At 72.4% G+C, this 19,049-nt stretch carries 17 protein-coding genes; 6 read left to right on the forward strand and 11 right to left on the reverse strand.

Annotated elements, in window-relative coordinates:
• The 8 genes from ACWCPF_RS18485 to lnt all read right to left on the reverse strand — a co-directional run bounded on the left by ACWCPF_RS18485 (position 1) and on the right by lnt (position 8,435).
• Complete coding sequence (locus ACWCPF_RS18485; RefSeq protein ID WP_451046087.1) at positions 1–1,131, reverse strand: aromatic ring-hydroxylating oxygenase subunit alpha; 1,131 nt, start codon at positions 1,129–1,131, stop codon at positions 1–3.
• 109 nt (positions 1,132–1,240) lie between these two features.
• Positions 1,241–2,401 carry an NAD(P)/FAD-dependent oxidoreductase gene (locus ACWCPF_RS18490; RefSeq protein ID WP_451046088.1) on the reverse strand — a complete coding sequence of 387 codons (1,161 nt, stop codon included), beginning with the start codon at positions 2,399–2,401 and terminating at the stop codon, positions 1,241–1,243.
• The gene (locus tag ACWCPF_RS18495) at positions 2,398–2,760 is read right to left on the reverse strand and encodes a bifunctional 3-phenylpropionate/cinnamic acid dioxygenase ferredoxin subunit (protein WP_451046089.1); all 363 of its coding nucleotides are present in this window, start codon (positions 2,758–2,760) and stop codon (positions 2,398–2,400) included. Before ACWCPF_RS18495 ends, ACWCPF_RS18490 begins: the two co-directional genes overlap by 4 nt.
• Before the next feature lie 240 nt (positions 2,761–3,000).
• Positions 3,001–3,633 (reverse strand): MBL fold metallo-hydrolase, encoded by a 633-nt coding sequence (locus ACWCPF_RS18500; protein WP_451046090.1) that lies wholly within the window; start codon positions 3,631–3,633, stop codon positions 3,001–3,003.
• Positions 3,633–4,718: an S-(hydroxymethyl)mycothiol dehydrogenase gene (locus tag ACWCPF_RS18505; RefSeq protein WP_451046091.1), complete on the reverse strand. Its 1,086-nt coding sequence runs from the start codon at positions 4,716–4,718 to the stop codon at positions 3,633–3,635. Before ACWCPF_RS18505 ends, ACWCPF_RS18500 begins: the two co-directional genes overlap by 1 nt.
• A 281-nt stretch (positions 4,719–4,999) precedes the next feature.
• The gene (locus ACWCPF_RS18510) at positions 5,000–6,115 is read right to left on the reverse strand and encodes a terpene synthase family protein (RefSeq protein WP_451046092.1); all 1,116 of its coding nucleotides are present in this window, start codon (positions 6,113–6,115) and stop codon (positions 5,000–5,002) included.
• A gap of 195 nt (positions 6,116–6,310) precedes the next feature.
• Positions 6,311–6,790, reverse strand: a complete 480-nt coding sequence (locus ACWCPF_RS18515) for an NUDIX hydrolase (protein WP_451046093.1) — start codon at positions 6,788–6,790, stop codon at positions 6,311–6,313.
• A 34-nt stretch (positions 6,791–6,824) separates the two neighbouring features.
• Positions 6,825–8,435 (reverse strand): apolipoprotein N-acyltransferase, encoded by a 1,611-nt coding sequence (lnt, locus tag ACWCPF_RS18520; RefSeq protein WP_451046094.1) that lies wholly within the window; start codon positions 8,433–8,435, stop codon positions 6,825–6,827.
• A 388-nt stretch (positions 8,436–8,823) separates the two neighbouring features.
• Here lnt and ACWCPF_RS18525 point away from each other — a divergent pair, with 388 nt between their 5' ends.
• Positions 8,824–9,861, forward strand: coding sequence for an O-antigen ligase family protein (locus ACWCPF_RS18525; RefSeq protein ID WP_451046095.1), 1,038 nt, complete (start codon positions 8,824–8,826; stop codon positions 9,859–9,861).
• 39 nt (positions 9,862–9,900) lie between these two features.
• On the opposite strand, the gene ACWCPF_RS18530 is transcribed toward ACWCPF_RS18525, so the two are convergent.
• Together ACWCPF_RS18530 and ACWCPF_RS18535 are read right to left on the reverse strand one after the other, a co-directional pair.
• Positions 9,901–10,476, reverse strand: a complete 576-nt coding sequence (locus ACWCPF_RS18530) for a hypothetical protein (protein WP_451046096.1) — start codon at positions 10,474–10,476, stop codon at positions 9,901–9,903.
• A gap of 89 nt (positions 10,477–10,565) precedes the next feature.
• Entirely contained in the window at positions 10,566–11,366 is an 801-nt protein-coding gene (locus ACWCPF_RS18535) for a glutamate racemase (protein WP_451046097.1), read from the reverse strand.
• Between the two features lie 57 nt (positions 11,367–11,423).
• Here ACWCPF_RS18535 and ACWCPF_RS18540 point away from each other — a divergent pair, with 57 nt between their 5' ends.
• Positions 11,424–12,599: a glycosyltransferase gene (locus tag ACWCPF_RS18540; RefSeq protein WP_451046098.1), complete on the forward strand. Its 1,176-nt coding sequence runs from the start codon at positions 11,424–11,426 to the stop codon at positions 12,597–12,599.
• Positions 12,600–12,640: 41 nt separating this feature from the next.
• Here ACWCPF_RS18540 and ACWCPF_RS18545 read toward each other — a convergent pair whose 3' ends face one another.
• Positions 12,641–13,960 carry a TerD family protein gene (locus ACWCPF_RS18545; protein WP_451046232.1) on the reverse strand — a complete coding sequence of 440 codons (1,320 nt, stop codon included), beginning with the start codon at positions 13,958–13,960 and terminating at the stop codon, positions 12,641–12,643.
• Between the two features lie 303 nt (positions 13,961–14,263).
• Between ACWCPF_RS18545 and ACWCPF_RS18550 the strand changes: the two genes are divergently transcribed.
• From ACWCPF_RS18550 to ACWCPF_RS18565, 4 genes are all read left to right on the forward strand, one after another.
• Entirely contained in the window at positions 14,264–14,701 is a 438-nt protein-coding gene (locus ACWCPF_RS18550; RefSeq protein ID WP_451046099.1) for a DUF6643 family protein, read from the forward strand.
• Positions 14,702–14,743: 42 nt separating this feature from the next.
• A complete protein-coding gene (locus tag ACWCPF_RS18555; protein ID WP_451046100.1) occupies positions 14,744–15,568 on the forward strand; it encodes an MOSC domain-containing protein in 825 nt (274 codons plus the stop codon).
• Positions 15,569–15,886: 318 nt separating this feature from the next.
• Positions 15,887–16,492: an Rv1733c family protein gene (locus tag ACWCPF_RS18560; protein WP_451046101.1), complete on the forward strand. Its 606-nt coding sequence runs from the start codon at positions 15,887–15,889 to the stop codon at positions 16,490–16,492.
• Positions 16,493–16,599: 107 nt separating this feature from the next.
• Positions 16,600–19,047 carry a right-handed parallel beta-helix repeat-containing protein gene (locus tag ACWCPF_RS18565; protein ID WP_451046102.1) on the forward strand — a complete coding sequence of 816 codons (2,448 nt, stop codon included), beginning with the start codon at positions 16,600–16,602 and terminating at the stop codon, positions 19,045–19,047.
• Positions 19,048–19,049: the final 2 nt, after the last annotated feature.

Here is a 19,049-nt window from a genome sequence, read left to right on the forward strand (position 1 = left end):
TCACCCCTGGGGGGTGCCCAGACGCTCGTTGACCCAGTCGTGGAACGCGCCGATGTGGTGCTCGCTGGGCACCAGCACGCCTCCCTTGGCGTACAGCCGGGAACTCATCCCGGGCTGGGTGCGCTCGCAGGCCTCGAAGTCCTGCACATTGACACGGTGGAACAGCTCCACGGACCGGCTGACGTCCTTGCCGCTCTCGACGACATGCGGGAGATAGAGCCAGTCGCACTCGACGACGGTGCGGTCGGCGGCCACCGGGTACATCCGGTGGAAGATCACATGGTCCGGGACGAGGTTGATGAAGACCTGCGGCCGGATGGTGATCGCGTAGTAGCGGCGGTCCTGCTCCTCGGCGACGCCGGGTATGCGGTCCAGCCCCTCGGAGCCGTCCACGGTGAACCCCTGGACCTCCGCGCCGAACTCCGCGCCGTGCCCGACGTAGTACTGGGCCGCGTAACCGTCCGCGAACTCGGGGAGCACCTCGGTGAGTTCGGGGTGGATGGTGGCGCAGTGGTAGCACTCCATGAAGTTCTCGATGATGAGCTTCCAGTTCGCCTTGACGTCGTAGACGATCCGCTTGCCCACCGAGAGGTTGTCGATGTCGTAGCGCTCGATCGACTCGACGTCGCCGAGGCGGCCGATGACCTCCCCGATGACGTCCTCCTCGAAGGACGGCGGGTTCTCCGCCAGACAGACCCAGACGTAGCCGAGCCACTCGCGGACCGCCACGCTCACCAGGCCGTACTCGGTGCGGCCGACGTCGGGCATCTTGGTGAGGTTGGGCGCCGCGACGAGCTTGCCGTTCAGGTCGTACGTCCAGGCGTGGTACGGGCACTGGAAGGCGCGTTTGACCTCGCCGGTCTCCTCCGTGCACAGCTTGGCGCCGCGATGCCGGCAGACGTTGAAATAGGCGCGGACGGAGTGGTCGCGCGCACGGGTGACCAGGATGCTCTCGCGACCCACGTCGACGGTCCGGAAGGCGCCGGGCTTCGCGAGCTCGGAGGTGCGGGCCACGCAGAACCACATGGTCTCGAAGATGCGCTCCTGCTCCTGGGCGAAGATCGCCGGGTCCGTGTAGGAGGAGCCGGGGAGGGTGGCGATCAGACTGTCCGGCAGACTGGTCGAGGTCACGGTGCACTCCTCAAGAAACGTCAAAGCGGGGAGCGCCCCCATAGGGGCGCGGGGAACTGCGCGACCAGCCACAACGGCGCCGCAGACAAAGAACAACGCATCACGGCGCTCACAGCGCAGCGTTCAACCGCTTGCGCCACCGCGTGAACACCCTCGGCTGATTCATCCCGAGCACGGCGACCGGCTGATCGGCCCGCCGGTAGACGGCCAGGACATTGCGGTCGCCGGAGGCGCCCTCCTCGACCGTCACGCTGTCCGCGCCCGCCGCGGACCCGGCGAACTGGATCTTCACTCCGTACTGGTCGGACCAGAAGTAGGGCGGCCGGGGCACCCCCGGCTCCACCGCGCCCCCCGCCAGCAGCGTCGCGACGGCCGCGGCGGGACGCTCCAGCGCACCGGTCCAGTGCTCGACGCGACGATGCGAGCCCACGCGAGGGTCGTACCAGTTGGCGCAGTCGCCGACCGCGACCACGCCGGCCAGGCTGGTGCGGCCGTCCGCACCGCACTTGACGCCGTTGTCGAGGGCGACGCCGGATCCCTCCAGCCACTCGACGCACGGTCGAGCGCCGACCCCGACGACGACGATGTCCGCGGGAACGCTGCGGCCGTCCTCGAGGAGCACGGCGTCCACCCGGGTCTCCCCGCTCAGCCCCTTGACGCCGACCCCGCACAACAGCCGCACGCCGTGGTCCGCGTGGAGGGCGGAGACGACGGCGCCCATGGTCTCGCCGAGCGGTCCGGCGAGCGGCGTCGGGGCGGCCTCGATGACGGTGACGTCGAGCCCGAGGGCGTAGGCGGTGGAGGCGACCTCGGCGCCGATGAAGCCGCCGCCGATCACCACCAGCCGTCCGCCGCGGCCGAGTTCGTCCCGCAGGGCGCGGGCGTCGTCCAGGGTGCGCAGGGTGTGCACGCCGGCCAGGCCCTCGGAGCCGGGCAGCATGCGTGCGGCGGCGCCGGTCGCGATGACGATGCCGTCGGCGCGCAGCGTGCGGCCGTCGGCGAGCCGGAGGGCGCGCTCGGCGCGGTCGAGTCCGGTGGCGCGGACGCCGAGCAGCCACTCCGCCGCCAGTTCCTCGTCGTCCGTCTCCAGCGCGAGGTCCGCTTCGCCGAGGTCGCCGGCCAGGAACTCCTTGGACAGGGGCGGTCGGTCGTAGGGGCGGTGGAGCTCGTCCCCGATGACCACCAGGCGTCCGTCGTAACCCTGTTTGCGCAGTGAGCGGGCCGCCGAGAGCCCGGCGAGCGAGGCTCCCACCACGGCGACGGTCCTCACGCGGGGCCCCCGGCCAGCCGGGCCGAGATGCACGGCGGCAGGTTGGGGGCGTCCGTGGACAACCGGATGTGGATCACGCCGTCCTCGACCACGACCTCGTGGGTGCGCACGGGCAGCTTGGCGGGCGGGGAGTCGACCGCGCCGGTCCTGAGGTCGAACGTCGAGGCATGCAGCGGGCATTCCACCTCGCAGCCCTCCAGCCAGCCGTCGGCGAGCGAGGCGTCCTGATGGGTGCAGGTGTCGTCGATGGCGAAGAGCTCGCCGTCGTCGGTGTGGAACACCGAGACCGGCGGATCGATGTCGAGCCGGAAGGCCTCACCTCGCGGGAGATCCGCGAGTCGGCACGCGGGAATCATCATGACACCTCGGTGCGTATAGCGAAACGGATTGCGGTAAGCGCAACATCAGTCTGGGGTCGCCCCGAACCCTTGTCAAGGCATCCAGAAGGCCCGCGGAACAGCCTCTCGCTGTTCCTCATCACACAACTCTCGGCGCGATACGAAACACAAGGAAGGCGACAGACGGAAGACGACAAATGCACGCCCACCTCGCCGGGACCGCAGGTCCGGGAGGGGGCGTGCACAGTGCGGGGACGACGGTCAGAAGCCCCGGTCGATCCACTCCTGAAGGTGCGGGGCCTCGGCCGCGATCGTGGTCGTGTCCCCGTGGCCGGTGTGCACGACGGTGTCGCCCCCCAGCGTCAGCAGCCGGTGCCGGATGGAGTCCACGATCGTCGGGAAGTCGCTGTACGACCGTCCCGTCGCCCCCGGGCCGCCCGCGAAGAGCGTGTCACCGCTGAACAGGGCCGCCAGCTCCGGCGCGTACAGGCACACCGCGCCGGGGGCGTGGCCGGGGGTGTGCAGCACGGTCAGCTCGACGCCGGCCACCGCGAGGATCTGGCCGTCGGCGAGTTCGCCGTCGGGCAGCCGGTCGGGGTGGGTCTGCTTCCACAGCGGCAGGTCGTCGCCGTGCAGCAGGATCGGGGCGCCGGTGCGCGCCGCGAGTTCGGGCGCGGCGTCGATGTGGTCGTTGTGGGCGTGGGTGCACACGATGGCGCGCAGGGTGCGCCCGCCGAGGGCCGCGGCGATCGCCTCGGCGTCATGCGCCGCGTCGACGACGATCGCCTCGCTGTCGTCGCCGACGATCCACACGTTGTTGTCGACGTCCCACGTGCCGCCGTCCAGGGAGAACGTCCCCGAGGTGACGAGCCGCTCGATGCGGGCGCCGGCCATCAGAAGACCACCACCGAGCGCAGCACGTCGCCGCCGTGCATCCGCTCGAAGGCCTTCTCGACGTCGTCCAGCGCGATGGTCTCGGTGACGAACGCGTCCAGATCCAGCCGGCCCTGCAGATAGAGGTCGACGAGCATGGGGAAGTCCCGGCTCGGCAGACAGTCGCCGTACCAGGAGGACTTCAGCGCGCCGCCCCGGCCGAAGACGTCCAGCAGCGGCAGCTCCAGCTTCATCTCCGGGGTCGGCACCCCGACCAGGACGACCGTGCCGGCCAGGTCACGGGCGTAGAACGCCTGCTTGTACGTCTCCGGGCGGCCCACCGCCTCGATGACGACATCGGCGCCGAAGCCGCCGGTCAGCTCCCGGATCGCCTCGATCGCGTCGGCGTTCCGGGAGTTGACCGTGTGGGTCGCGCCCAGCTTCTTCGCGGTGTCCAGCTTGTGGTCGTCGATGTCCACGGCGATGATCTTCGCCGCGCCCGCCAGGCGCGCTCCGACGACCGCGGCGTCCCCGACGCCGCCGCAGCCGATGACGGCCACGGTGTCGCCGCGTCCGACCTGGCCGGTGTTGATGGCCGCGCCGATGCCCGCCATCACGCCACAGCCCAGCAGGCCGACGGCGGCCGCCGAGGCCGCCCGGTCGACCTTGGTGCACTGCCCGGCCGCGACCAGCGTCTTCTCCGCGAAGGCGCCGATGCCCAGGGCCGGCGACAGCTCGGTGCCGTCGAGCAAGGTCATCTTCTGCTTCGCGTTGTGGGTGTCGAAGCAGTACTGCGGGCGTCCGCGCAGACAGGCCCGGCACTGCCCGCAGACGGCACGCCAGTTGAGGATGACGAAATCGCCCGGGGCGACATCGGTGACGCCCTCCCCCACCGACTCCACGACGCCCGCGGCCTCATGGCCCAGCAGGAAGGGGAAGTCGTCGTTGATGCCGCCCTCGCGATAGTGCAGATCGGTGTGGCAGACCCCGCAGGCCTCGATCTTCACCAGCGCCTCGCCCGGGCCCGGGTCGGGCACGATGATCGTCTCCAGGCTGACGGGGGCGCCCTTGCCGCGCGCGACGACAGCACGGACCTGATGCGTCATGGCCACTCCTCGGTTGGTGCGAGACCTGAGTCTGATGTTGCTCATTACGGCACACCTCTCATGTGCCGCAACAAGCATCGTGGAGCACCGACCGGGGGTCAAGGATCCGACACGGGGGGCTGGTTCACGCGAGCGTCGCGCGTGCGCCCTGAAGGGGCGCGGGGAACTGCGCGACCAGCCACGACGACGCCGCAGCAAAACGACTGCAGATCGCGGCACTTCCAGCGAAGCGCCCAGCGGAGCGCGTCGCGGAGCGCCCAGCGGAGCGCCCGGCGGAGCGCTCAGGCGACCGCCGAAGCCGCCTCGTGGCGGTCCCCGCAGTGCGGGCAGAAACCGGCGGCGGGCCAGGACTGCGCATCGCCCTCCAGCCGATCATGGGTGGGCCCCTGCGGCCCCGTCCGCGGGGTGGGGCGTCCCGCGCGATCGTTGTGCCGTCCGGTGAGGGTGTGCCATTCGAGGTTTCCGCGCATCCAGTGCCGCAGCCCGGCGAGGTAGCGGCCGAGTTCGGGCGAGGCGCCGCGCGCGACCTCGGGCTCCCTCCGCAGATAGGCGCGCATGAGGCGGTCGTGGAGCGCGCCGGTCGCGTCCATGCCCTGCTCGAGACACCAGCCGTGGCGGGCGGCCAGCACGGTGGGCAGGCTGTGGCTGCCGACGTCGGCACTCTCCTTGGCGACCGAGTACAGATCGTTCACCAGCATGATCATCAAAGAGGCGGCGAGCGACAGCGACCGGACGCCGGGCTCTTCCCAGTCGCGGGCGGACAGTTCATAGCCGCCGACGACGTCGATCAGCGCCAGGCAGGCCATGGCGCCGTTGTACTTGCGATGGGCCAGGTACTCCGCGGGGTCGGGAACATGCCCCGCGATGCGCCAGGAGTTCTCCGCCGCCATGGCCAGGAACGTGGCGATCGTCTCGTGGCGCAAACGGCCTACTTGCGTCGGCGTGCCCAGGCGTGCCAGGTGGCCCGCGGTCTCGCGGAGCGCATGCGTCACCGGGTCGCCGCCGACGAAGTCCTCGACCGAGGGGCAGTCGGCCATCGGGGAACAGCTCTCCAGCGCGGTCAGCGTCCCCGCGAGCTTCGAGGCGCTCAGGGCCAGCCGGACGCCTTCGACCCCCTCGTCGCAGTAGTGGTCGTCCGCCGCGAAGAGGGCGGTCATGTTGCGGGCGGCGAGCAGCAGGTGATCGTCGTCGACCGCGTCAGGGTGCGTCAACGCCGCGAACGTGCCGAACCGGTAGCCGCTCAGCTCGGCCCGCTGCCCCGGAAACAGACCGAGGCTCTGTGCCCAAGCAACGATTTCTTCGTCTGCGCTGCGAGCCGCCCTCTCGTCGTGGACGACGGGGAAAGGGCACAGGACACTCGGCACGAGCAGTTCCCGAACGAAAGTTTCGCTACTCATACCTAGCATAATGCGGCGAATGCGCCGTCTTGAGGACGCGCGTTTCCGGCCACAACCGAAATAGTTCCGAAACGCGTCTGTTCAAGCGCGACTCGACCTGCCTTGGTACAGCGGTCAGTTCCGGGCCGGAAGCGCCAATCTGTCCAATCTCAAAGCAGGGTCGCGGCCTCGCCCCATCTGGTCAGCGGCCGTACTTCACTCCGACGTCGTGGTGTCGAACCATGTGGGTTCGTCGGAGAGCGCCTGCTTGATGCGGAACAGCTGCCGCTCCCGCATCGGCGGCAGGGCGTCCACCGCGAACCAGCCCACCGCGATCGACTCGTCGTCGTTGACCCGGGCCTCGCCGCCGACGGCCCGGCAGCGGAAGGTGACGTCCATGAACTGGCACTGGTCGCCGTTCGGATACTCCACCCGCCGCCCGGAGCGGACGAGGACGATCCGTTCGGGGACGCACCTGACGCCCGCCTCCTCGTACACCTCCCGCACGGCACAGTCCGCGGGCTGCTCGCCCGGGTCCGGGATGCCCGAGATCACGCACCACTCGTGGTTGTCGGCGCGCTGTCCCAGCAGCACCCGCCCCTCGTCGTCTAGGACGACGGCGCTGACGCCGGGAAGCCAGAGCAGTCGGTGGCCGGCGGCGGCCCGGATCTCGGTGATGAACTCAGGAGTCGGCATGCGACCGACCCTATCCAAGATCCAAGCGGCCTCGTCAGTCCGTCGCGCTGCGCCGGGCCCGCAGGCCGAGGCCGATCGCCCAGCCCAGGCCGCCGACGGCGACGAGCACCAGGGCGATCTCGGGCAGGATGCCCAGCTTCGTGGCCGGGGTCTCCGAGGAGCGCAGGGGCACCTTCTGCACCAGGGAGTCCGCGACGAACATGCCGGTCTTCTGGGTGATCTTCCCGTCCGGCATGATGATCGCGCTGACGCCGCTGGTCACGGGCACCGTCACGGTCCGGCTGTGCTCGACCGCGCGGACCCGCGACATGGCGAGCTGCTGGTAGGTCATCTCGCTGCGGTCGAAGGTGGCGTTGTTGCTGGGCACGGAGATCAGCTGCGCCCCGTGCGTGACCGTGTCGCGTACGGCCCAGTCGAAGGCCGCCTCGTAGCAGGTGGCGAGGCCGACCTTGGCGCCGTCCATGTCGAAGACACCCGGCTTGCTGCCCCGGCTGAAGTCCTGGTGGACCATGGAGGTCCAGGTCTCGTTGATGGCGCCGATGAACGAGCGCAGCGGGAGGTACTCCCCGAACGGCTGGACCTGCCGCTTGTCGTACGTCTGGGTCGGGCCCTCGACCGGGTCCCACAGGATCTGCTCGTTGTAGAGCTTGCCGTCCCGCTGGACGACCCCGCCGACCGAGATCGGCGCGCCGATCGCCTTGGCCGCCTTGTCGATGACGGCGGCGGCGTCCGCATAGGCGAAGGGGTCGATGTCGGAGGAGTTCTCGGGCCACAGCACGAAGTCGGGCTGGGCGACCTTGCCCGCCTTGACCTCGGCGGCCAGCCGCTCCGTCTCCCGTACGTGGTAGTCGAGCACGGCCCGGCGCTGGGCGTTGAACTCCAGGCCGAGGCGGGGCACGTTGCCCTGGATGACGGCGACCGTCGCGGTGCCGTCCTCCGCCTTGTCGCTCACCAGGGTGCGGGCCGCCACGGCGGCCACGACCGGGACGGCCATGCTGAGCAGGGCCACGGTGGCCGCCGACCGCCGTACCTCGCCCGAGCGCCGCCGCTCCAGGGCGAGGCGCACCACGTCGTACAGGCCGAAGCCGCACAGGACGACCGCGAAGCCGAGCACGGGGGTGCCGCCGAGCGCGGCGAGGGGCAGGAACACGCCGTCCGCCTGGCCGAAGGCGATCTTGCCCCAGGGGAAGCCGCGGAAGGGCACACGCGCGCGTGCGGCCTCGCCGGCGATCCAGAGCGCGGCCGCCCACACGGGCCAGGCCGGCAGCTTCGACACGGCGGCGACGCCGACGCCGACCAGCGCGACAAAGACCGCCTCGATGGCCACCAGGGCGAGCCAGGGTCCGGGGCCGACCTCCACGCCGGTCCACACCAGCAGCGGCAGCAGGAAGCCGAGGCCGAAGAGGTAGCCGAGGCCGAGGGCCGCCTTCCAGCTGCGTCCGCGCAGCACCCAGCCGAAGCCCGCGAAGGCCGGCAGCGCCAGCCACCACAGGGTGCGCGGCGGGAAGCTGACGTAGAGCAGCACTCCGGAGAGCACCGCTGCGGCGGCCGGGACGAGGCGCAGCAGCCGCGCGCCGCGCGCGGTCGGCGCGGGGCGGGGCTCCAGCTCGTCCGACTGGCCCACGGAAGTTGCGGTGACGGTCACTCCGGGAGTGTACGGCGCGTGACCATTTGGCCGACAGCGCAGTCCGCGGGGCGGGCGCACCACCCCGGCGCACGACCCCGGCGCAACTCATCCACAAACCGCCCATCAGCCGTTACGGTGTGCCAGAGCTCCGGTCGCGCGGGCGGTCGGGGTCCGTCACGGTTCAGGGCCGTCACGGTCGCGGGGGCGACCGGGTTCGGGGGGACGGGTGGGTTCCACGGGGATGACGTCCACGGCCGGAACGGGCGCGGACGACGACAACGACGAAGACGACGACGGCAACGGAGAAGCAGGGGAAACCGGAGGAACCGGGGAGACCGGGGAGACCGGGGAGACCGGGGAATCCGAAGGAACCGGGGAAAGACGAAACGTTTCTGACGCGGCGGGCGTGGCCGTGCTCGGGGCCTGCGCCGTCTGGTCCCTGGTCACCGCCGCCGTGCACGGCGGACGCCCCGAGGGCGTGCTGCTCGCGGTGCTGGCGCTGGCCGCCGGCTACGCGGCGGGGCGGATCTCCGGTGCGCTGCTGCCGGTCGCCGCACCCTGCGCCGGAGCGGTCGCGGGGCTCACGCTGACGGTGGCGCTGCCCCGGCTCGCCCCGGGTCCCGAGATCGTCGCGCCGCTGGGCCACGCCGGCGCCACCGCCGCCGTGCTGACTCTGTCGACCGGCGCCGCGTGCTGCGCCGCATGGGTGACCCGACGGCCGCTGCTCCGGCTCGCGCTGTGGCTGCTCGCCGGGGGCGGCGCGGTCGCCGGGGCGCTGCTGGGCTCGACCACGGCCGTGGTGACCTGTTGTGCCGTGCTGCTGTGCTCGCTGGCCGCCGGCCGGGTGCGCCACCGGGGTCCGACACTCGCGACGCTGGCCGCCGCCACCGCCGTGGTCACGGGCCTGACCTGGGCGGTCGCCGCGAAAGCGCTGCCGGCCGGACTCACCGAGGCCCTGACGGACCACCTCACGGCGCGCCGGCTCGATCTGTGGCACGACGCCCTGGGCATGGCCCGCCGCGAGGCCGGCCTCGGCGTCGGCCCCGGACGCTTCGGAGAGCTGAGCCCGACGGCGGCCGAGGCGTCCCTGTCCGACGGCAAGCCGCACTCTGCGCCGCTGCAGCTGGCGGCCGAGCAGGGCGTCGTCGGAGTGCTGCTGCTCGCCGCGGTCTTCTGCTGGGTGCTGTGCGCGCTCTGGCGCGCGCCGCGCCCCACGCCGGTGGTCCTCACGGCGGGCGCCGCGCTCACGGCTCTCGCCGCCGTCGCCGCGATCGGCAACGCGCTGAGTTTCACCACGGTCTCGGTGGGCGCGGGACTGCTGGCCGGTCTGGCCACGGCCCGCCCGCTCGCCGAGGAGCAGCCCGCGCTGCCCGAGACGGCGTCGGAGTCCGCAAGGGACCCGCACCATGCCGACCCGCACCCCGGCGACCGCCCGGCCGCCTGATGTCCATCTCCCCGTTCACGCCCCGCCGGGGGGCAGAGGTCAGTGCGCGGCGCCCGGCGTGCCGGTCCGCAGCCGGGCCCTGATGGCGCGGACGGCCGACTCGGCGTCGTCCACGGTGATCGTGAAGGTGTGCCCGTCCCACAGCCGCAGCACCACGCCCTCGCCCCGGCGCACGACGACCGCGGTGCCCATCTCCGGCCGCCAGCGATAACCCCAGCCGCCCCAGTGGCGCGGGGTGACGCACGGTTCGAAGTCGGCTCCGGCGACATGGGACAGCGGGATGCGGCGGCGCGGCACGCCGATGTGGCCGCAGCGCACTTCGACGCACTCCCGGTCGAGCTTGAGGTCGACGTGGACGAAGGCGAGGGTACCGAAGAGGACCAGCAGCCCGGCGGCGATGCAGCCGACGACGGCCATCGCGAGCGGGGCGATGCCGGACGTCCAGGCGGAGTCGACGGCCAGCTCGACGCCGAGCGCCATACAGGCGGCGCCGACGAGCGCGAGCAGCCACTGGAACCGGTTCGTCGCGCGCCCGGTCCACACGTCGGGATGGGGGGCGTCGTGATGCGGGACGTCCGGAAGCGGGGTGCTCTCGTCGTGGGCGTGGTCCCTCATACACATGAGGTTACTCAGGTTTCGCTGCGCCGGTAGCAGGTTGCGCAGGGTGACTGCTCCGCCCGGGGAGACCGGTCGGCAGCCGCAGCTCAGGGGGCCGGGCTGGGAGCCGGGCTGACGGCCGTCTGGAGGAGTCGGCCCTCCGCGTAGGCCAGCGCGGGCGCCGGGAGAGCGCCCACCCGGCCGCTGAGGAGAACCGTCACTGCGCCGAGGGCGGAGGTCTCGGGTTCGGGACGCGCGCCGATCCGGCGCAGCGCCTGCGCGACCACGGCGCCCGCCGAGCCGTGCAGGACGAGCGGCGGACGGCCGGGACGCTGCACGGCCGCGCGGATGCGGTCGGCGACCAGCTCGTAGTGCGTGCAGCCCAGGACGACGGTCGTCGCATCGGCGGGAGTGAGGGCCGCGGCCGCGGCGACCGCCGCGTCGATCGCCGACTCGTCCGCGTGCTCCACGGCCTCGGCCAGCCCCCAGCAGGGCACCTCGGTGACCGTGACGCCGTCGGCGAAGTCCTCGATCAGGCCGCGCTGGTAGGGGCTGCCGGTGGTGGCGGGGGTGGCCCAGATCGCGAGGGGGCCGCCGCCGGCCGCGGCCGGCTTGATCGCCGGGACGGTGCCGATCACCGGGACGGCGGGTTCCAGGCGGGCCCGCAGGGTCGGCAGGGCGTGCACGGTCGCCGTGTTGCAGCCGACGATCAGGGCCTCGGGCCGGTATGCGGCGGCGGCCTCGGCGACGGCCACGGCCCGCTCGGTGAGATCCTGCGGAGTGCGCGGGCCCCAGGGCATGCCGTCGGGGTCGAGGGAGAGCACGAGATCGGCGTCGGGTCGCATGCGCCGTACCGCGGCGGTGGCCGCCAGCAGACCGATTCCGGAGTCCATGAGCGCGATCTTCACCCGGCCACGATAGACGATGTGCTCTTGCGGCCGGGCCGGGTGGGGCAGACTGCGCGCGTGAGCGCCATCGTGTGGATCGCCGCCCTGTCCCTGGCCGCCTGGCTGTGGCTGCTGCTCGGTCAGGGCTTCTTCTGGCGCACGGACGTCAGGCTCCCCGCCCGCACGGATCCGCGCGAGTGGCCGTCGGTCTGTGTCGTGGTCCCCGCGCGCGACGAGGCGGCGGTGCTGCCCGAGAGCCTGCCCTCGCTGCTCGCGCAGGACTATCCGGGGCGGGCGGAGATCTTCCTCGTGGACGACGGCAGCGGCGACGGCACGGGCGAGCTGGCGCGCACCCTCGCGCGGCGGCACGGCGGGCTTCCGCTGACCGTGGCCTCGCCGGGCGAACCGCCCGTCGGCTGGACCGGGAAGCTGTGGGCGGTGCGCCATGGAGTCGGTCTGGCACGCGCGCGTGAGCCCGAGTACCTCCTCCTCACGGACGCCGACATCGCGCACGCACCCGACAGCCTGCGGGAACTGGTGGCGGCGGCGCGCACCGGGAGTTTCGACGTCGTCTCGCAGATGGCCCGGCTCCGGGTGGAGAGCGGGTGGGAGCGGCTGGTGGTGCCGGCCTTCGTCTACTTCTTCGCCCAGCTCTACCCCTTCCGCCGGATCGGCCGGCGCGGGGCGCGGACGGCGGCCGCCGCGGGCGGCTGCGTCCTGCTGCGCGCCGAGGCGGCCGAGCGGGCGCGGATCCCGGACGCCATCCGGCACGCCGTCATCGACGACGTGGCACTCGCGCGGGCCGTGAAGAAGGGGGGCGGCCGCATCTGGCTGGGACTGGCGGACCGCGTGGACAGCGTGCGCCCGTACCCGAGGCTGCACGACCTGTGGCGGATGGTGTCGCGCAGTGCCTACGCGCAGCTGCGGCACAACCCGCTGCTGCTCGTCGGCACGGTGCTCGGCCTGGCCCTGGTGTACCTGGCGCCGCCGCTCGCGCTGTTCGGCGGGCTCGCCGTCGGCAGCATGGCGACCGCGGTGTTCGGCGGCCTGGCGTGGCTGGTGATGACGGGGACCTATCTGCCGATGCTCCGCTACTACCGTCAGCCGCCGTGGCTCGCCCCCGCGCTGCCGTTCACGGCGTTCCTCTACCTCCTGATGACGGTCGATTCGGCGGTCCAGCACTACCGGGGGCGCGGTGCGGCCTGGAAGGGCCGCACCTACGCGCGTCCGGACGCCGTCGTCGACGAGGGCTGAGTCCGCCGGGAGTCGGTGGTCGGGTCGGGTCGGGAGAGCCCTTACTTGCGGCCCGGCGTCCAGTTCATGCCCCATCCGTAGGCGTGGTCGACGGTCCGCTGCGGGCTGACCCCGCGGTCGGGCACCAGGTAGCGGGCCTCGCGCTGGACGACGAGGTCGCCGCCGTGGTTGGTGATCAGCGCGAGCGCGCAGACGGTCGACGGGACCGTGCACTCGTCCAGCGAGAAGTCGATCGCGGCGCCGTACTGGGGTTGCAGCGTGACCGTGGCATGCAGGTCGGCGAAGGAGCGCGCGCCCTCGTAGATGGTCACGAAGACGAGGATGCGCCGGAAGTCGCTCCGGTGGTCGAGGTTGACGGTGAGGTTCTCGCCGCCGGCCACCGCGCCGGTGCGGTCGTCGCCGTCGAGGTGGATGTAGGGCGGCTGGTGCAGGGCGCCGAAGGAGTTGCCGAGCGCCTGGACGACGCCCTTGCGGCCGTCGGCGAGCTCGAACAGGGCGCACAGGTCGAGGTCGAGGTCGTTGTGCAGGGCCATCGCGCGCCCGCGCTTGCTGCCCCACCCGGAGAATTGCTTGCGCACCTCCCAGTTGAGGTTCACCCGCAGCGCGCCCGAGGTGCCGCCCTGCTTGCTCAGGGACACCGAGGGCGCGGCCTTGGTGAGCGTCACCTTGGTCAGCCGGACCGGCGTGACGGGCGGGGCCGGCGGCGCGGAAGGCGGGCCCTGGCGGGCGGGCGGGGGCACGGTGACCGGGAAAGCGGGCACCATCGCCGGCGGAGGCGGCGGTGACTGAGGAGGAGGCGGCGGTGTCCGGGGCGCCGCCGGAGCGGGGGCGGCCGCGTGCTGCGGCTCGTCCACGGTGATCCCGAAGTCCGTGGCCAGCCCTTCGAGACCGCTGCCGTAGCCCTGGCCGACGGCCCGGAATTTCCAGGCGCCCTGACGGCGGTAGAACTCGCCCAGCACGAAGGCCGTCTCGACCGTGGCGCCGGCGCTGTCGAACCGGGCCACGACCGTGCCCTGTGCCGCCTCCCGCACCTCGATGTAGAGGTCCGGGACCCGGCCGAACGCGCCGCCGTCCGTCGAGGCGGCCAGGACGACGGTCTCGATCGCGGGCTCCACGCGCGCGAGGTCGACGAGAAGGGTGTCGGTGACCCGGCCTCCGGCCTCGCGTTTGCCTTCGTGGCGGACGGCTCCGGAGGTATGGGCCGGCTGGTTGTAGAAGACGAAATCGGCGTCGGAGCGGACCTTTCCGCCCACGAGCAGCAGCGCCGAGGCGTCCGCGTCCGGAACGCCCGGTCCCGAGCGCCAGCCCAATTCCACTCGCAGTGCCGTGGTCGGCACCGGAGCGTTGGAACCCTTCGACATTGACATGTACGCCCCCATCGCGTGTCGGTGCGCAAGGCAGCACGCGGCCCCGGCACCCCTCCGGTCTGTCTACCCGGCCAACCTATTGCGCGGGACGGCGAACGCCCATGAGGAGCACAGGAACAGCACTGGCCAACCCTTGGTAACCCGCCAGGAACTCGGCCTTTACACGATCTGTGCGGCGATTGCCGTCCTTTTTTCCCAAGTTCGCTCGCATTGGGGCTCCAAGGTCACTGCCGACACGGAAAACAACCCTCTTATCGGTCTCCCCAACCAGCACATCGTGGGCTTAACTTATGTGCCATGACCTCCCCCCGCTCCACCTATGGCGGCGGCTACTACGCCTCCTTCCCGGACACTCCGATCTACGACTCGCTCGTGGCCGAGCGGGGGACCCCGCAGATCGCCCCGATCCGGGTCCCCGCCGCGTACGACATGGGCATGAGCGGCAGCAACCTGCCCGCGTTGCCGTCGGCACTGCCGGCGCTCCCCGCGGGTCCGTCCCAGCAGCCCTACGGCTACCCGCAGGCGCAGCAGCCCTCGCCGCTGCAGCAGGCCCCGGCGGCGTACATCCCGCCGCAGGCCGGCCCGCCGCGCGGCTACCCCGGTCCCCAGGCGCCGCAGCAGCAGCGCCCGGCGGGTCCCGGCACGGGCTACGAGGCGATGCGCCCGGCCGCGCCCCGGCCCGCCGCGCCGCAGTACCAGGACCCGTACAACAACCAGCAGTACCGCGGCTACTAAAACCTGTCCGGGGTTGTCCGTGCCACCTGGCAGGATGGCCTCATGGGCACCGCGCACCTGCTGTCGATTCACGTCCATCCGGTCAAGGCGTTCCGGGGCCAGGAGCCCCGCACGGCCGCAGTGGAGCCCTGGGGGCTGGCCGGCGACCGACGCTGGGCGCTGATCGACGACGGGGGAAAGGTCGTCACACAACGTCAGCAGCCGCGCCTCGCACTGGCCGCCGCCGAGCTTCTGCCCGGCGGCGGCGTGCGTCTGTCCGCGCCCGGCTTGGAGCCGCTGGCCGTGTCGGTGCCCGAGCCGGTGAGCACGGTGTCGGTGCAGATCTTCCGCGACAAGGTGGAGGGGGTCCTCGCCGCCGACGCCGCGCACGCGTGGTGCAGCGCGCACGTGGGCGCCGAGGTGCGGCTGGTGCACATGGACGACCCCGCGACGCGCAGGACCGTGGACCCCGAGTACGCCCTGCCCGGCGAGACCGTCACGTTCGCCGACGGATTTCCGCTGCTGGCCGCCTCAACCTCCTCCCTCGACGCCCTCAACGCCCTGATCGCACGGGGCGAGCACCCCGAGGAGGGACCGCTGCCGATGAACCGCTTCCGGCCGAACCTGGTCGTGGCGGGCACCGACCCCTGGGCCGAGGACGGCTGGTCGCGCCTCACGGTCGGCGAGGTCGAGTTCCGGGTCGCCAAGCCGTGCGGCCGGTGTGTCGTGACCACCACCGACCAGGGCACCGCCGAGCGCGGCAGGGAACCCCTGCACACCCTGGGCCGGCACCGGCGCCTCGGCGGCAAGCTGGTCTTCGGCCAGAACCTGGTGCCCCTCTCCCCCGGCACGATCACGGTCGGCGATCCGGTACGCGTCGTCGCCTGAGCGGATCGGGCGAAGTCGGCTGCGGTTCGGCAGCGCCCCTTTAGGGGCGCGGGGAACTGCGCGACCAGCCACGACGGCGCCGCAGCAGAACGACGGCACATCGCGGCACTTCCAGCAAAGCGCTCAGCGCCTCGTCCGGTTCCCGGCCCGCGAGTCGGTCGGTCCGTGGGAACCCCCGCCCGGTCCCGAAGCGTTGGGATTGCGTGAGAAGTTCATGAGACGTCCCGAGCCCTGGTGATTTCGCTCTCTCTTTCACCGGGCTCGCGCGTGAACGGCTCCGCCGGGGGTTATCACGGAGCGGGGAAGGGGGTGCGGGCGGTGCGAGCGATCGGCGGAATCTGGCGCTGGCGACACAACCCGCTGCGCCGTAGGACGGATCTGGTCGAGGCGTGGGTGGCGCTGTCGGCCCTGCTCCTGATCGTCCTCGTCGCGCCGGCGGTGGGCTCCGTCGTGGGCGCCGTCGCGCAGGACGTCCTGCAGCGATCGGCCCGCGAGCAGCGCAAGTCGCGCCACGAGGTCACGGCCACCGTGGTGCGCGAGGTGGACGATGCGCCGCCGGCGGTGGATCCGGAGACCGCCACCGGCCGGGAGACCCGCACCCGGGTCGTCGCGGACTGGACCGGGCCGGACGGCACCGCGCAGCACGGCACGGTCCTGGCGGGCCTCACCACCCCGCACAGCGGCGACCGCTTCGAGATATGGACCGACGGCCAGGGCCGCCCGACGGCCCGCCCGCTGGACCCCGCCGCGGCCACGACGCACGCCGTGCTCGCCGGCTTCGGCGCGGCCCTGCTCACCGCGGGCGCCGTCGAGGCCGGCCGGCGGCTGATCGTCTGGCGCATGGTCCGCCGCCGGTACACCCGTTGGGAGCAGGCGTGGGACCGGGCGGGCCCGGACTGGGGCCGCACCGGCACCGGCAGCTGACGGCCTTTCGTCTCTGGTCAACCCACCACCCGCGCGCACGCTACGGTGGTCCGGCCGAACCATTCGGCATCAACCCGCGTACCACGAGGTGGGGGCACAGCAACGCCATGGCACAGGGCACGGTCCAGGTGACGCACACCGGCACATCGAGGTGGCGGCGCCGCACGGGTGAGTACGCATCGCTCGCCGCCGCCCTGGAGGCCGCGGCCGAGGGGGACGTCCTCACCATCGCTCCCGGCACCTACCGGGAGAACCTCGTCGTGGAGCGGTCGGTGACCCTGCGCGGCCCCGAGGGCTCCCCGGGTTCCGTGCGCCTGGCGCCGCTGGACGGGGTGCCTCTGACGGTGCGCGCCTCGGCCGTGGTGCAGGACCTGCATGTGGAGGGCCAGGACGCGGCCGCGCCCGCGGTGCTCGTCGAGGAGGGCACGCCCGAGCTGCTGGACCTGCGGATCGTCACGCGGTCCGCGGCGGGCATCGAGGTCCGCGGCAGCGCCCGCCCGACGGTGCGGCGGTGCACCGTCGACAACCCGGCGGGCATCGGCATCGCCGTGGTCGACGGCGGCGGCGGGGTCTTCGAGGAGTGCGAGGTCGTCGCGGCGGGCCAGGCGGGCGTCGCGGTGCGCGGGGGCGGTCACCCCAGGCTGGAACGCTGCCGGGTGCACCACACCTCGGGCGCGGGCCTGAGCGCGACCGGCGACAACTCCGCCCTGGAGGCGGTGGGGTGCGAGATCTACGAGATCCGCGGCAGCGGCGTCCAGATCACCGCGCGGGCCGCAGCCCACCTCACCGACTGCGATGTGCACCGCACCACCTCCGACGGCGTCACCCTCGACACGGACGCGGTGCTGACGCTGGCGGACTGCCGGATCCACGACATCCCGGAGAACGCGGTCGATCTGCGCTCCCGCTCGGTGCTGACGCTGACCCGTACGACGGTGCGTCAGTTCGGCCGCAACGGGCTGTCGGTGTGGGACCCGGGCACGCGCGTGGACGCCAATCAGTGCGAGATCTTCGACAGCACCGGCGACTACCCGGCCGTCTGGGTCAGCGACGGCGCCACCGCGGTCCTCGATTCCTGCCGGGTGCACGACGTGCCGGACGCGCTGTTCGTCCTCGACCGCGGCTCCCGCGCGGACGTCGTCGACAGCGACCTCTCCCAGGTCCGCAACACGGCCGTGTCGGTGAGCGACGGCGCGACGGCCCAGCTCGACGACTGCCGGATCCGGGACGCGGCGACCGGCGCGTGGTTCCGCGACCACGGCAGCGGCGGCACCCTCAACAACTGCACCGTGGACGGCACGCAGACCGGCGTGATCGTCACCAAGGGCGCCGACCCCACCGTCGAGCGCTGCACGGTGGACTCCCCCGCCGAGGCCGGGTTCTATGTGTCGGCCGGCGGCCGCGGCAGCTTCCTGAACTGCCGGGTGACCAACAGCGGCGGCTACGGCTTCCACGTGATAGACGGCAGCCGTACGACACTGCGGAAGTGCCGTACGGAGCGCTGTGCGCGGGGCGGCTACGAGTTCGCGGACGCCGGGGGCGACGCCGCGTCCGGCTCCGGCCCCGTGGTCGAGGACTGCACCAGCGACGAGAGCGCGGGTGTGCGCACTCCGGGCGCTTCGGCGGCCCCGGAGCCGGCCGTGCAGACGACCGCCCAGTCGGCCGGTCTGCTCGGCATGATCCCCGAGCAGCGCGCCACCGTGCCCGAGTCGCAGCCGTCCGCCGCCGAACCGGAGATCTCGGTGCGGACCTCCAAGGACGTGCTCGGTGAGCTGGACACCCTGGTGGGCCTGGACAGCGTCAAGCGCGAGGTGCGGGCCCTGATCGACATGATCGAGGTCGGCCGGCGCCGTCAGCAGGCGGGGCTCAAGGCGGCGTCCGTCAAGCGCCATCTGGTCTTCACCGGCTCCCCGGGCACCGGCAAGACGACGGTCGCGCGCCTGTACGGCGAGATCCTCGCCTCGCTGCACGTCCTGGAGAAGGGCCATCTCGTCGAGGTGTCCCGGGTCGACCTGGTCGGCGAGCACATCGGCTCGACGGCGATCCGCACCCAGGAGGCCTTCCAACGGGCGCACGGCGGTGTGCTGTTCATCGACGAGGCGTACGCGCTGTCGCCGGAGGACGCGGGGCGGGACTTCGGCAAGGAGGCCATCGACACCCTCGTCAAGCTGATGGAGGACCACCGGGACGCCGTCGTCGTGATCGTCGCGGGCTACACGGCGGAGATGGAGCGGTTCCTTTCGGTCAACCCCGGGGTGGCGTCCCGTTTCTCGCGGACCATCACCTTCGGCGACTACGGACCCGAGGAGCTGCTGCGGATCGTGGAGCAGCAGGCCGAGGAGCACGAGTACCGGCTCGGGCCGGCCACCTCGGAGGCCCTGCTGAAGTACTTCACGGAACTCCCGAAGGGCCCCGCGTTCGGCAACGGGCGTACCGCGCGCCAGACGTTCGAGGCGATGGTGGAGCGGCACGCGAGCCGCGTCGCGCAGGTGGTGGAGCCGAGCAAGGACGATCTGACGTTGCTGTACGCGGAGGACCTGCCCGAGCTGCCCTGACC

The sequence above is a fragment of the Streptomyces sp. NPDC001858 genome (assembly GCF_053594615.1).